Annotated in this window: 12 protein-coding genes; 3 read left to right on the top strand and 9 right to left on the bottom strand. The window is 73.9% G+C overall.

All coding sequences use genetic code 11. The annotated features are described in order from the left end of the window. Positions 1-107: 107 nt before the first annotated feature. The 6 genes from OYE22_RS03175 to OYE22_RS03150 all read right to left on the bottom strand — a co-directional run bounded on the left by OYE22_RS03175 (position 108) and on the right by OYE22_RS03150 (position 8,069). Positions 108-1,730, bottom strand: coding sequence for an ABC transporter ATP-binding protein (locus OYE22_RS03175; protein WP_277323961.1), 1,623 nt, complete (start codon positions 1,728-1,730; stop codon positions 108-110). Positions 1,731-1,917: 187 nt separating this feature from the next. After that, on the bottom strand, positions 1,918-3,708 hold the full coding sequence (locus OYE22_RS03170; RefSeq protein ID WP_277318973.1) for an ABC transporter ATP-binding protein: 1,791 nt from the start codon (positions 3,706-3,708) through the stop codon (positions 1,918-1,920). Positions 3,709-3,754: 46 nt separating this feature from the next. Beyond that, on the bottom strand, positions 3,755-4,804 hold the full coding sequence (locus OYE22_RS03165) for an iron-siderophore ABC transporter substrate-binding protein (protein ID WP_277318972.1): 1,050 nt from the start codon (positions 4,802-4,804) through the stop codon (positions 3,755-3,757). A gap of 267 nt (positions 4,805-5,071) precedes the next feature. Beyond that, positions 5,072-5,914, bottom strand: a complete 843-nt coding sequence (locus tag OYE22_RS03160; RefSeq protein ID WP_277318971.1) for an ABC transporter ATP-binding protein — start codon at positions 5,912-5,914, stop codon at positions 5,072-5,074. A gap of 38 nt (positions 5,915-5,952) precedes the next feature. Beyond that, positions 5,953-7,014, bottom strand: coding sequence for an iron chelate uptake ABC transporter family permease subunit (locus OYE22_RS03155; protein WP_277318970.1), 1,062 nt, complete (start codon positions 7,012-7,014; stop codon positions 5,953-5,955). Further along, positions 7,011-8,069, bottom strand: a complete 1,059-nt coding sequence (locus OYE22_RS03150; RefSeq protein WP_277318969.1) for an iron ABC transporter permease — start codon at positions 8,067-8,069, stop codon at positions 7,011-7,013. Before OYE22_RS03150 ends, OYE22_RS03155 begins: the two co-directional genes overlap by 4 nt. Before the next feature lie 406 nt (positions 8,070-8,475). On the opposite strand from OYE22_RS03150, the gene OYE22_RS03145 reads away from it, so the two are divergent. From OYE22_RS03145 to secD, 3 genes are all read left to right on the top strand, one after another. Then, positions 8,476-9,099 carry a LysE family translocator gene (locus OYE22_RS03145; RefSeq protein WP_277318968.1) on the top strand — a complete coding sequence of 208 codons (624 nt, stop codon included), beginning with the start codon at positions 8,476-8,478 and terminating at the stop codon, positions 9,097-9,099. 265 nt (positions 9,100-9,364) lie between these two features. Next, complete coding sequence (locus tag OYE22_RS03140; protein ID WP_277318967.1) at positions 9,365-9,943, top strand: hypothetical protein; 579 nt, start codon at positions 9,365-9,367, stop codon at positions 9,941-9,943. Positions 9,944-10,018: 75 nt separating this feature from the next. After that, the gene (gene secD / locus OYE22_RS03135) at positions 10,019-12,412 is read left to right on the top strand and encodes a protein translocase subunit SecD (protein WP_277323960.1); all 2,394 of its coding nucleotides are present in this window, start codon (positions 10,019-10,021) and stop codon (positions 12,410-12,412) included. Positions 12,413-12,533: 121 nt separating this feature from the next. Here secD and OYE22_RS03130 read toward each other — a convergent pair whose 3' ends face one another. The 3 genes from OYE22_RS03130 to OYE22_RS03120 form a co-directional block, all read right to left on the bottom strand. Further along, the gene (locus OYE22_RS03130; RefSeq protein WP_277318966.1) at positions 12,534-12,734 is read right to left on the bottom strand and encodes a hypothetical protein; all 201 of its coding nucleotides are present in this window, start codon (positions 12,732-12,734) and stop codon (positions 12,534-12,536) included. A 138-nt stretch (positions 12,735-12,872) separates the two neighbouring features. Next, positions 12,873-13,049 (bottom strand): hypothetical protein, encoded by a 177-nt coding sequence (locus OYE22_RS03125; protein ID WP_277318965.1) that lies wholly within the window; start codon positions 13,047-13,049, stop codon positions 12,873-12,875. 58 nt (positions 13,050-13,107) lie between these two features. Then, positions 13,108-13,497, bottom strand: a complete 390-nt coding sequence (locus tag OYE22_RS03120; RefSeq protein ID WP_277318964.1) for a hypothetical protein — start codon at positions 13,495-13,497, stop codon at positions 13,108-13,110. Between the last annotated feature and the right edge of the window lie 413 nt (positions 13,498-13,910).

Raw genomic sequence — 13,910 nt, 5'->3', positions numbered from 1 at the left:
GCCGGCTCGCCAACGTCACCCTGCCGCCACCCACGGTGGCGGCAGGGCCCCTCGCGCGGCTCACCAGGCGACCAGGCCCGGCCAACTGGCCCACGGGCGACGGCATGTCAGCGGGCGACGGCGGCGGCGTAGCGCGTGTCGTTGGCGAGCAGGTCGCGGTGGGTGCCCTCGGCGGTGATGACGCCGTCGTCCAGGACCAGGACGCGGTCGGCGACGTCCAGGAGGGCCGGGCTGCCGCTGATCACGATCGTGGTGCGGCCGCGGCGCGACCGCGCCAGGTTGCGCGCGATGAGCTGCTCGGTGACCGCGTCCACGGCCGTCGTGGGGTCGTGCAGGACCAGGATGTCGGCGTCGGCGGCGAGCGCGCGGGCCAGGGACAGCCGCTGCCGCTGACCGCCGGAGAGGTTGGCCCCACGGTCGCGGACCGCGTGGTCCAGGCCGTCGCGGTGCAGGGCGACCACGTCCGTCAGCAGGGACGCCTCGACGGCCTCGCTCACCAACGCGCTGGTGCCCGACGGGTCGATGTTCGTCCGCAGGGTGCCGGCGAAGATCTCCCCGTCGTACGGGTTGACCAGCAGGTGCGCGCGGACCGCCTCGATCGAGAGATCCGCCAGGGCCTGCCCGCCGACCCGCACCCCCCCCTCGTACGCCCCGGGCGCGACGCGCACCGCGAGGACGGACGCCAACTCGGCGGCCGCGCGCGGCTGGTAGGCGGCGATGGCGACGAAGTCGCCGGCCGGCACCTCGAACGTCAGCCCGCGCAGCGACCCGTACCGCACGGCGTCGACGTCGAGCCCGCCGCCGGGGGCCGGGCTCCGCGTGCCCGGTACGTGCGCCGGCGGCGCGCCGAGCACCAGCGCCATCCGCTCGGCCGACGCGCGCGCGATCATCACGTACTTGGGCATCTCCGAGAACAGTTTGAGCGGTTCCATGATGAACTGCGCCAGGCCCACCGCCATGACCAGCTCGCCGATGGTGATCTGGCCGCCGAAGGCCAGCCAGCCCGCCGTCAGGGAGACGGCGGTGGCCAGGACCGCGCTCAGGGCCAGCGCCACGCCCTCGTAGGCGCCGTGCGCCCTGGCGACCGTGATCGCCTGTTCCCGCGCGTCCGCGCTCAGCTTCCGGTAGGAGGCGAACGCGGCGTGGTTGCCGCCGAAGCCGTGCAGCGGGCGCAGGCCGATGATGAGGTCGGCGACCTTGGCGCCCGCCCGCGCCACCCGGGTCTGCTGCTCCCGGGTGCTGGCGCCGATCCGCCGCGACATGACGGCCAGCACGGACAGGATCGCGGCGGTGCCCACGATCACCAGCAGGCCGAGTCGCGGGTCGGCCAGGCCCAGCGCGACGGCCGCGACCGCCACCGCGACCAGGGAGCTGACCAGCAGCGGCACCACCTCGATGATGTCGGCGGTCTGGTCGGCGTCCTCGGTGGCGATGGTCAGCACCTCGCCGGACTTCAGGTCCACGTCCCTGGCCACCGGTTGGAGCCCGCAGCCGGCCACCCGTACGCGCCAGTGGTGCGCCTCGGTCGTGTTGGCCTTCTGCAGGACGCGCATCCCGAACCGCCACGACAGCGACACCGTCGTGATGATCACCGCGAGGGCGCCGATCGACAGGCCGAGCGCGGCCGGGCTCCGGTCCCGCAGCGCGTGCTCGACGATGAGGCCGAGCGCGATCGGGAACGCCGTCTCGCCCGCCTGGTACAGGCCCATCAGAACGGTGCCCCAGGCCATGGCGCCGACGTTGCGGCGCAGCGCGGCCCGCAGGATGTCCGCGCCGGGCCGGGGCCGCCGGCGGGCGGTGGTCTTCAGCACGGGGCCATCGCCTCCAGGGTGTGCGGCGTGAGCGGTACGGGTCGGGCGCGGGCCTCGGGCCGGTGGGTGGGCGCGGCCTTCGGTGGCGCTGGGCGCGGGGGCCGCACTAGCCGCCCTCGCGCCAGGCGCGCCACAGTCGCGCGTACTGGCCGCCCAGGGCCACCAACTCGTCGTGCGTCCCCTCCTCCACCACGCGCCCCGCGTCGAGGACGGCGATCCGGTCCGCCGCCATCGCCTGGGTCAGCCGGTGCGCGACGAACAGCGCGGTGCGGCCGGCGCACGCGGCCCGTACGGCCCGGTCGAGGTCGGCGGCGCCCTCGCTGCCCGCCTCGGCGGTCGACTCGTCCAGCACCACCACCGGAGCGTCGTTCAACACCAGTTTGGCCAGGGCGAGTTGGGCGACCTTGGTGCCGTCGAGGCGCTCGCCGCCCTCGCCGACCGGGGTGGCCAGTCCGTCGGGGAGCAGGTCCACCCAGCCGTCGGCGCCGACCGTGCGCAGGGCGGCCAGCAGTCGGGCTTCGCTGGCCTCGGGCGCGGCGAGCCGCAGGTCGTCGGCGAGTGAACCCGCGAACACGTGCGTCTCCTGCGTCAGGATGCTCACCAGGGCCCGGGCCCCGGCCTCGTCCAGCTCGGCCAGGTCGTACGGCCCGACGCGCACCGATCCGCGCTGCGGGGTGCCGATGCCCGCGACGAGGGCGGCCAGCGTCGACTTGCCCGCGCCGGTCGCCCCCACCAGCGCGAGCGAACCACCCGCCGGGACGGTCAGGTCCACCTCGCGCAGCACCGGCTGTTCTGAGTCGGGGTAGCGAAAGGTCAGGCCCCGTACCGTCACCGGCTGGGGCCCCGCGTCCGTGGGCGCCAGCGTGGCGTGACCCACCAACCGTTTAGCGGCGGGCTCCTTGGCCACTCCGACCAGGCGGGTCAGGCTGGCGCCCGACTTCTGCGCCTCGTCGAAGGTGAACATGATGGCGCCCAGCGGGGTGAACAGCCGGTGGAAGACGAGCGGGGCCGCCGACACCTCGCCAAGGCGCGCCGCGTCGGCCTCCAGCAGGGCGTAACCCACCACCACGATCAGCACGAGGCCGATGAACTCGGCGCGGTTCTCCCGGCCTACGAACCGGCCGAAGGAGCGGAAGACCTCGACGCCGAGGTCGCGCACCCGCCACGACGCGCGGGTCACCTCCTCGCGGACGGCGTCCTCAAGGCGGTACGCGCGGACCGTGTCGATCCCGTTCAGTCCGCTGATCAACGCCTGCGCGCGGTCGGCCTGGGCCGTCCGCTGGCGCTGGTAGAGCGGCGCGGAGCGGGGCAGGTACCAGCGCAGGGCCAGGGCGTAGGCGGGCAGCGCGGCGGCGCCGGCCAGGCCGAGCCGCCAGTCCAACCCGAACATGCCCACGGTGGCGATGGTGACCAGCACGCCGGCCGAGAACACGGTGGGCACGGCCGTGCGGATGCCCTTGGACAGGATGGCCACGTCGTCACCGACGCGGGAGAGCACGTCGCCCCGGCCGACCCGCTCGACGCGCGCGCTCGGCATCCCGAGCACCGCGCGGACGGCGGACTCGCGCAGTCGGGCGAGCAGGTCGGCGCCCAACCGCCCGATCAGGTAGGTCGAGGCGGCCGTGGCCGCCGCGCCGAGCAGCGCGGCGGCCACCATCAGGCCCCCGACCGTGACCAGCACCGAACGGGACTCCTCGGCCACCACCGCGTCCACCACCCGGCCCAGCAGGAGCAGCGGCAGCACCTGGAGCGCGGCCCCGGCCACCGTGGTGAGTGCGGTGGCGGCCGTCAGCCACGGGACCTGTCGGCAGTGCACCGCCACCCAACGGGTGGCCTCGCGCCCGCTCGCCGTACGCAGCCTCGCCGCCGCGGCCGCACCGGGGTCGGTGCCCTTCATCCCCGCACCGGGCCGGGCCGGCGGCCCAGGGGTTGGCGTGTCATCCCTACTTGACCGACTTGACGAGCTCGTCGATCGCGTACGGCAGGGACAGCAGCGTGCCCTGGGACATGGCGGCACCGACCGCCGGGCCCTCGCTGTCGAGCAGGTATGACACCTTGTTCTGCTTGACGGCGGGCAGGTTGGCGAACAGCTTGAACTTCTTGAGCGCCTCGGTGTCGGCCTTGTCGTTGATGACGAAGACGCGGTCGACGTTCACCAGGTCGATGCGCTCCGGGGAGAGTTCGGTGGAGAAGCTGCCGCCGGCGATCTTGTCGATCTCGGTCTGGTACCGGAAGCCGGTGCCCGTCACCAGTCGTCCACGCACGTCGGTGGAGGTGAAGGGGGCCACCGAGTCCTTGTACCAGGACAGCACGACGGCCTTCTGCTTCGCGAACTCCGGGTGCGCCTTCTTCGCCGCGTTGAGCTTGCCCTCGATGCCGCGCACCAGCTTGGTGCCCTCGTCCTCCTTGCCGAGCGCCTTGGCGATGTGCACCGCGTTGTCCTGCCACGGGGCGCTGAAGGGCTCCTTCTCGCCCTTGGTGCGGGCCACCGTGCGGGCGATGCTGGAGAGCTTGTCGTAGGCGGCCTTGTCGATCTCGGAGTAGACGGCGATGATCAGGTCGGGCCGGAGCGAGGCGATCTTCTCGTAGTTGGGGCCCGAGTCGCCGTTCTCCATGATGACCTCGGGACGGGTCTCGCCCCACTTGTCCTTCACCCACGGCCACTGGGTGTTGATGTCGGGGGACTTGCCCGCCGGGTTCGGGTACTGGTCCACCATGCCGACCGGCTTGACGCCCAGCGCCAGGACGGCCTGGTCGTCCGTGTAGCCCACGGTCACGACGCGGCGCGGGGCCTTGGTGATCTCCGTGGACCCGAAGGCGTGCTCCACGGTGACCGGGAAGGTGCCGCCACCGGCCGCCGGGCCGGCGTCGCTCTCCTTGTCCGAGGTGTCGGAACCGCATCCCGCGAGGAGGGTGACGCCGAGGGCCGCGGCCGACAGCGCCGCCGCTATCCGCCGCCGTGGGCCTGCCAGCATCGTTCGGGGGAAAGGCATGCGTCATCCCTTGCTTTCGCACTGTCCACGGCGGCCCGTGGGCAGCCATACGATATACCGTTAATTTAGGCCAGCCTAGCCTAAGTGATGCCGTCCGCTCCCGGCCGGCGGCAGGGGCTCGCCGCTACGTGTGGTCAGGCCAAGTCCGGTGGCGGACGGCGCGGATGGGTCGCCGGCGGCCGGCACGTGAGTGGCCGGTTCACGCGGGCCGCAAGCGACGCCGTCCGCGACCGGGCGGCGCCAAGCCGCGTGCCCGTGCGCCGGGGCCTACGGGTCGAGCCGGACGTGCGTACGGCCTATCGGCACGATCAGCGGCCGGTCGCCCACCGGGTCGTCGATCACCTTGGCGCGCAACCCGAACGCCTCCTCCAGGAGTTCGGCGGTGATCACCTCCCGTGGGGTCCCCTGCGCGAGGATCGATCCCGCCCGCATCACGATGAGGTGGTCGCTGTAGCGCGTGGCCAGGTTGAGGTCGTGCAACACCATGACCACGGTGCAGCCGGACTCGTGCAGGTCGTCCACCAGGTCGAGCACGTCGATCGCGTGCGCCAGGTCCAGGTAGGTGGTCGGCTCGTCGAGCAGCAGCAGGTCGGTGCCCTGCGCCAGGGTCATCGAGATCCAGACGCGCTGGCGCTGCCCGCCGGACAGCGAGTCGATCGGGCGCTGCGCCAACTCGGACACCCCGGTCATCGCCAGCGCCTTCGCCACGATGTCGGCGTCGTCCGACGACCACTGCCGCAGCCAACTCTGGTGCGGGTGCCGCCCCCTGGCGACCAGGTCGGACACCGTCAGCCCCTCCGGCGCGACCGGCGCCTGTGGCAGCAGGCCGAGCTTCTTGGCCACGTCCCGGGTCCTGAGCGTGGCGATGTCCTCGCCGTCCAACACGACCGCCCCCCTGGCCGGCTTGAGCAGCCGCGTCAGGGTGCGCAACAGGGTGGACTTCCCGCAACCGTTGGGCCCGATGATCGTGGTGACCACCCCCGTCGGGATCGTCACGTCCAGGCCGTCGATGACCGTCTGGCCGCCGTACCCGACCGTGATGTCCCTGGCGGCCAACCGTACGACGCCCCCGGCGTCGGACTCGGTCGTGGTGCCGAACCGAGCGTTCACAATCCCCCCTCGCTGAGCTTCGCCATTCCCGCTTGCCATTACCTGAGGTTCGCCCGTACGAGCAGATAGACGAGGAACGGGCCGCCGATCGCGGCGGTGACCACGCCCACCGGGAGCGAGACCGGCAGGGCCGTGCGCGCGATCAGGTCGGCGCCGATCAGCAGCAGCGCGCCCACCAGACCGGAGGCCACCATCGGTGGCGTCGGGCAGCGCGCCAGCCGCATCGCCACCTGCGGCGCCACCAGCGCGACGAACGGGACCGGGCCGGCCGCGCTCACCGCCGCGGCGGCCAACAGCACCGCGCACAGCATCAGGACGGCCCGCACCCGCCCGTACCGCACACCGAGGCCGGCGGCGACCTCGTCGCCCAGGTGCATCGGCTTGAACTGGAAGGCGACCGCGGCCACGACGACGCACAGCACGAGCGTGCACCAGAACGCCACCCGCACCTGGTCCCAGGACCGGCCGTCCAGCGAGCCGACCAGCCACGCCTGGGCCTTGGCCACGTCCTTGATGTCGGCCTTGGTGAGCAGCCAGGTCGTCACCGCCTCCATCACGGCGCTCACCGAGATGCCGATGAGGATGAGCCGGAGGCCGTCGATCCCGCGCCGCCAGGCCAGGAAGTACACCAGCAGCCCGGTGCCGAGCCCGCCGGCGAGCGCCGCCGCTGACAGGCCGACGGAGCTGACCACCGCGGCCGTGGTGCCGCCGGAGACCGTCACCAGGAACACCGCGACCGCGCTGGCCCCGCCGGTGATGCCCAGCACGTCCGGGCTGGCGAGCGGGTTGCGCGCGAGGGACTGCAGGATCGCCCCGGAGACCCCCAGCGCGATCCCCACCACGACCCCGGCCAGGGCGCGCGGCATGCGCAGGTCCATGACCACGAACTCGTCGATCCGCTCGCCCCGGCCGAAGACGGTGGCGACCACCCGGGGGAGGCTGATGGCGAAGTCCCCGACGCTGATGGAGAGGCAGAACAGCAGGAACGTCACCGCCGCCAGCACCAGCGTCACCAGCACGAGCCAGGGCCGCCACACGAACGAGAGGGGACCGAGCCGTACGCCCGGCGCCACCGATGTCTTCACGTCTGCCGCGTTCATGCGCTCTTGAACTTCCCTCGCCACACCAGCACCGCGAAGAACGGGGCGCCGAGGAGGGCGACCACCACCCCCGCGTCCAGCTCGCCCGGCCGTACCACCAGGCGCCCCACGATGTCGCACACCAGCAGGACGACGGCGCCGAGCACGCCCGCGTACGGCACCAGCCAGCGGTAGTCCGGGCCGGTCAGGTACCGCGCCACGTGGGCCACCATCAGCCCGAGGAACGCGATGGGCCCGCACGCCGCCGTGGCCGCCCCCGCGAGCAGGGTGATCGCGACGATGCCGAGGGTCCGGCTCGCCGCGATGTTGACCCCGAGCCCCCGCGCCACGTCCTCGCCCAGGTTGAGCAGGTTGAGGGCGGGCAGGGTGATCGCCGCCAGCACCAGGCCGACAGCCACGCACGCGGTCACCGGCCAGATGACGTCGAACCCGACGCCGGCCACCGAGCCCGAGTTCCAGAACCGCAGCGCGTTCAGCGACTTCTGGTCGGACAGCGCGACGCCCGTGGTCATCGCGGTGAGGAAGACGGTGATGCCCTGTCCGGCCAGGACGAGCGTCAGGGGGTTGCCCGCCCCGCGTCCGATGCTCGCCAGGCCGAAGACGACGACGCCGGCGACCGCCGCCCCGGCGAAGGCGAACCAGACGTACTGGAGCGGGTCGGTCAACCCGAACACGGCGATCACCGTCACCACGGCGAACGAGGCGCCGGCGTTCACCCCCAGCAGGCCCGTATCGGCTATGGGATTGCGCGTGTAACCCTGGATCAACGCCCCGCCCACCCCCAGCGCGAGACCCGCCACGACCGCGAGCACCGTCCGGGGGACCCGCACGGTGCGCATGATGAGCCTGATCTCGGTGAGCCGCTGGTCGGCGTCGGGCGCGGCGAACAGCCCGTGCCAGACCTCGGCGGGGCTGAGCGCGCGTGCGCCGACCGCCAGCGAGAGCCCCGCGGCGACGACGAGGACCACCACCAGCGTGCCCAGGCCCACGCTCCGCCGCCGGCGGACGGCCGTGAGGCCGCCGGGAGCGGGGCGCTCCACTGTCGTCGTGCTCATGTTGAGGTTCGTCGTTCCTTCGTTCTGCCGGGCCCGCCAGTTGGGCACTCCCCAGGCGGGGCGGGCACGCGCCACCGTTCGCGCGCTGGCCTGCCCGGCGAAGCCGTGCGGAGTGGGCCCGTGCTCAGCCGGCCACCCGCGCCAGGGCATGGCGATGAGCACGCCGACGGGGCGAGCCAACTGGACTTAGGTGAGCCTAAGCTAGTGTCGCCACGCTGTCGACAGCCGGGTCCAAAGGGCTTTTCCGGCCGGCGGCCCCACCAAGCGGTCCCGATGCGCATGGGTTCGCCGCGCGGTGGGCCACGAGCGCTCCCGGGCGTCCCCGCCGACGAGCCCGACGCCCCGCAGTAGTGTCGTCCCCGACGGACGCCGCAGAGTTGCCGGGCCATCAAGGGAGCGCCTGCCCATGAGCGTTGAGTTCCTCATCACCGCGTTGATCATCGTGGTCTCGCCGGGCACCGGGGCGGTGTACACCGTCGGCACGGGCCTGACGCGCGGATTCCGCATGTCGGTCGTGGCGGCCTTCGGCTGCACCCTCGGGATCGTCCCGCACCTGGCCGCGGCCATCGCGGGTCTCGCCGCGGTGCTGCACACCAGCGCGCTGGCCTTCGAGAGCTTCAAGTGGGCCGGCGTCGGCTACCTGCTCTTCCTCGCCTGGCAGACGCTGCGCGAGAAGGGGGCGATGAAGATCGACACGGACGGCGGGGGACAGTCGAAGGAGAACTCGGCGGCGCGCGTCACCTGGACCGCCATCCTGATCAACTTCCTCAACCCGAAGCTGTCCATGTTCTTCCTGGCGTTCCTGCCCCAGTTCGTCCCGGCCGACAGCGACAACTCCCTGCCGCACATGCTGGCGCTCTCGGCCGTCTTCATGGCCATGACGTTCGTCGTCTTCGTGATCTACGGCGCCTTCGCCGCGACCGTACGCGACCACATCGTCTCCCGCCCCACGGTGCTGGCCTGGATGCGGCGGACCTTCGCCGCGGCCTTCGTCGGCCTGGGCCTGCAACTGGCCCTCGCGAGCCGCTGACCCGCCACCCACGCGCCCATCACGGGAGCCGGCCGCGCGGGACGGGCCCCGGTGCCCGAGCGGCCGGGGACCGTGGCATCGCCCCCCTCGCCCGGCGGCGGGCTAACCTAGCGGCCAGGCCCGACCACCGCGCCCGGGCCGATGGCCGCCGGCAGAGCTGACCTGGTGGGGCCGCGACGGTAGCCTCGTCAGCCCGCGTGCGTTCGCCGCCCCCGGGACCGTGGCGACGCGACGACCGGGTGGGCCCGACGGAAGGGGAGGCGGCATGACACGGCGTACGGCAGCCGCCTCGCGCGGACCGGTGAGCGCTGGCGCGGACCGGGCGCGGCGGCTGACGGCGGCCGTCGTCGCCGTCCTCGTCGGCGTCCTCGGTCTGCTGTCGTCGGCCTCCCAGCCCGCGTACGCCGCCGCGTCGTCGTTCGGGCCCGTCCCGGCGCGGGCCGATGCCGGTGTCGCGCCTGCCGCACCCGGTGCGGCCGCCGAGGCCCCCGCGCCATCCGGCGCCACCAACCCCGGCCACACCACCCCCGGCAGCCCCACCCCCTCGGGCTCCACCGCCGGGTCGGCCGCCGTGGGGCGCGACGCGGAGCAGGCTCGCGGGTCAGGGCCGGAGGTGCGGGGGCCGCACGGCCGGCCCAACGGCACCTGGCCACGGCTGTACGCGGACCACTCCGGCACCCGGCACGCCGCGGCGCCCCCGGGCGCCACGCTGCTGCCCGTGCCGGTGGTGTTCGCCCCGCCCGTCGGCTGGCGTGCGCCGCCGACGGCGCCGTACGTCGGCCCTGACACGCGCCACCTCACCCCCTACTCCGGACGGGCACCGCCGCCGCCATTCGGCAGCTGACCCTTTCCCCTTTCCTTTCCGCGCCGCCTCGCGCGGCCGCGGCATGCCTGCCGGAGGCATCCTTTGACGCGCTCCATGCGGGTGCGGGCCCTGCTCGCCCTCGCCATCGTCGCCTTGTCGCTCTACGTCGCCGTGACCGTGCCCGCCCGTCTCGGCCTCGACCTACGGGGTGGCACGCAGATCGTGCTCGAAACCCGTGACACACCCACCGCAACGGCCGACTCCGAGGCCACCGACCGAACGCTGGAGGTGCTGCGCCGCCGGGTGGACGCGCTCGGCATCACCGAGCCCACCCTCACCCGCTCCGGCGATCAACGCATCATCGTCGAGCTGCCCGGCGTTCAGGACCCGCGCGAGGCCGCCGACGTCCTGGGCCGCACCGCCCAACTCGCCTTCCACCCCGTGCTCGGCGAGGCGCCACCCGGCGCCACGGACGAGGCGAACAAGGAGAAGGGGGGAGGCAAGGACAACGAGGGCGGCAAGGCGGGTAAGCCCGACAAGTCAGACAAGGGTGAACTCGTGTTGCCCGACGAGGAGGGCAGGCCGCTGCGGCTGGGGCCGTCGTCGCTGAACGGGGGCGAGGTCGCCGAGGCGGAGGCGCGCATCGAACCGCAGCAGGGGCTCGGCTGGTTCGTCAGCGTCGACTTCCACAAGGGAGGCAAGGGCAAGTGGGCCGACCTGACCGGCGAGGCCGCCTGCGCCGCTCCGGGTGACCCCGTCCGCCGGGTGGCGATCGTGTTGGACGACGAGGTCATCTCGTCCCCGCAGGTGGACCCCGGTGTCCAGTGCGGCAAGGGCATCGCGGGCGGCTCGACCCAGATCACCGGCGACTTCGACCGCAAGGAGGCCCGCGAACTCGCCCTGCTCATCAACGGCGGCGCCCTGCCGGTGCCGGTCGAGGCCGTCGAACAGCGCACCGTCGGCCCCACACTGGGGGCCGCCGCCATCGAGGCGAGCGCTCAGGCCGCCATCATCGGCACCGCCCTGACCGGCCTGTTCATCATGGCGGTCTACCGCCTCCTGGGCGGCCTGGCGGTCATCGCCCTGGCCTGCTACGGAGTCATCTCCTACGCCGCCCTGGTCGGGTTGGGCGCCACGCTCACGCTGCCCGGGCTCGCCGGGTTCGTGCTGGCGATCGGCATGGCCGTGGACGCCAACGTGCTGGTCTTCGAACGCGCCCGCGAGGAGTACGCGACCGCGACACGGCAGCGGAAGACCCCGCGCTCCGCGCTGGCGGCCGGCTTCCGCGAGGCGCTGAGCGCCATCGCCGACTCCAACATCACCACACTCATCGCGGCCGCGCTGCTGTTCCTCTTCGCCTCGGGCCCGGTCCGTGGCTTCGGCGTGACGCTGGGCATCGGCGTCCTGGCCTCCATGGTCAGCGCACTGGTGATCACCCGCGCGCTGGCCGACCTCGCGGTGGCCCGGCGCGCGGTGCGACGGCGGCCGGGCATCACCGGGATCGCCCACATCGGCGCGGTCCGCACCCGCCTCACCCGGCGCGACCCGGACCTGATGGGTCGCCGGCGGCGCTGGCTCGCCGCCTCGGCCGTGGCCATGGTGCTGGCCACGGCGGGCATCCTGGTGCGCGGCCTCGACTTCGGCGTGGAGTTCACCGGGGGCCGGCTCGTGGAGTACGCGACCACCAAGCCCGTGGACGTGGACCGGGCCCGCGACGCGGTGGCGGACGCCGGCTTCCCGCGCGCCGTCGTGCAGGCGTCGGGCGACGGCGAGCTGACGGTGCGTACCGGTGGGATGTCGAACGCCGAGGAAGCGCGGGTGGGCGAGGCGATCGGCGATCTCGCGGGGGGCGAGGTGGAGAAGGTCCGCGACGAACTCATCGGGCCCAGCATGGGCGAGGAGCTGCGGCGCGGGGCCCTGATCGCGCTCGCGGTGGCGGTGGGGGCCCAGTTGCTCTACCTCGCCGTCCGGTTCCGCTTCGCCCTCGGCGTCTCGGCCGTGGTGGCGATGGTGCACGACGCGCTCATCGTGGTGGGCGCCTTCGCCTGGATGGGCAAGCCCATCGACGGGGTCTTCCTGGCCGCGCTGCTGACGGTGATCGGCTACTCGGTGAACGACTCCGTCGTGATCTTCGACCGGGTCAGGCAGCTCCAGGCCAGCCACCCGGAGCAGCCGTACGCGCGCACGACCAACACCGCGCTGGTCCAGACGGTGCCGCGCACCGTCAACACCGGCATGGGCGCCATGTGCATCCTGGCCACGCTCGCCCTGGTGGGTGGCGACTCGCTGACCGACTTCGCCCTCGCGCTGTTGATCGGCGTGGCCGTCGGCACGTACTCCTCGATGTTCACCGCGGCCCCCCTCGCGGTGGAGCTCCAGGCGCGCGGCATGTCCACCTCCCGCCCGTCCGGCGGCGACGGGGACGCCGGGGACGCCGGCGAGCGCGAGCGCGCCGGCGCGGCCAAGGCCCGGACCCGCACCCGGCCGGGCGCCGGCCTCTCACGCTGAGACCGGCGCGGGCCGCGCCCGACGGCGCGGCCCGCCGCGGCATGAGGCCGGCGTCCGCGTGCCATCCGTGGCGCGCGGACGCCGGCCTACACGGGGACGCGCGGCGCCGTTGGCGGGCGCGTCAGCCGGTGTCCTTGGGGCGTTCGCCCTTGGGGCCCCGGCCCCGCTCGGTGCGCGGGCCACGGCTGCGGTACTCGGGGTCCTGTCGCAGGGTCTCGTTGGCCGCCTCGTTGGCGTCCTGGTCGGAGATCCCCGACCGCTCCGCGTCCTTGCGCAGCCTCGCCCGCCGGGTGTCGTACTTCTTGCTTCCGGGTTCCGGCACCACGACCACCTCCGGCCGTCGGGTGCCCTCGCCGGTTAGGGGATAAACGCCGCAGACCGCGCTGTACGGGCACAAGCCACGGCCAGCCGTCCCGGGCTGTCGGGGCACGCGGCGCGCGTCGTCGCGTGGCGGGGCCGCTCACGGATCGGTGCGGCCGTCGTCCTCCGGGGAGTCCTCCGCGTCGGGGTCCTCGCCCTCGGCCTGCGAGGGCGTCGTCCGGGCGACGTTGTGGCCGTCGGGCGCGTTCGGGTCGTCGGGTGGCGTGATGTCGTCCTGCCGTTCGCCCTCTGCCTGGGACGGGATCTGGTCGCTCATGATCGGCCTCCATCGGAAGGTGTCGTTCTTCATCGGGGGTGTCCCGTGCGGGCGGTGGTCAACCGGCGCTGTCGCGGCCCACGGGGCGGGTGCGGAGCCAGGCGGTGATCCACCCGGCCTCCATGGCGGCGTCCCACAGGTACGTCGGCCGGATGCGCCCCTTCGGTACGTAGACGAGGTCGATGGCCAGCAGCGTCAGGGCCGTGCCGAGTCCGACGCGGCGGGCGTGGGCCGCGCCTTGCGGCGCCGAGGCCGCCGCCAACTGGGCGAGGCCGGTCGAGACCAGCAGGCCGCCCGTCGTCCGCTGGAGCCACCGGTCGTGTTTCGGCCCGAAGACCCGTTCGAAGCTGCGCAGGTGCAGCAGTGGCCACAGTCCCCCCACGACGTTGAAGGCACCGTGCGCGACGGCGAGCGCCGCCGCGGGTTCCCGACCTCTCGTCTCTCCCATGGACAGTCCCTTCGTTGGCTTCGGGTGCTTCGGCCGGCGCTTCCGGATGCCTCGGTCGGCGCGTCCGGCCACCCCCGGGTACCCCGGTCACCGGCCTCACTCCGCGTCCGGTGCCACCGTCGTGACCCGATTGCGGCACGCGGCCCACGCCGTCGCGCCGTACGCAGCCGCGCGGCCGGGCCGACGCCGGGGCGCCGCGACCGCGCCCCCTGCGCCCGCCGACGCCCCGCGCGCGGCCACCCGCCGTGCCAGCCGCCACCCGCCGTGAGCGCAGGTGGCGGCCCGTTTCGCCGGCCGCGTCCGGCCCGTACCCCCGTGCCCGGGTCGCACGGCCCCCAGCGCTCGCGCCCGCCGGCTCCGCCCTCCGCCCGCCTCGCGGCTACCTCCGCCCGCCCCCCCGGTCGGGCCATCGG

The sequence above is a fragment of the Streptomyces sp. 71268 genome (assembly GCF_029392895.1).
GTDB lineage: Bacteria > Actinomycetota > Actinomycetes > Streptomycetales > Streptomycetaceae > Streptomyces.
This window is presented reverse-complemented; position numbering and strand designations above follow the sequence as displayed.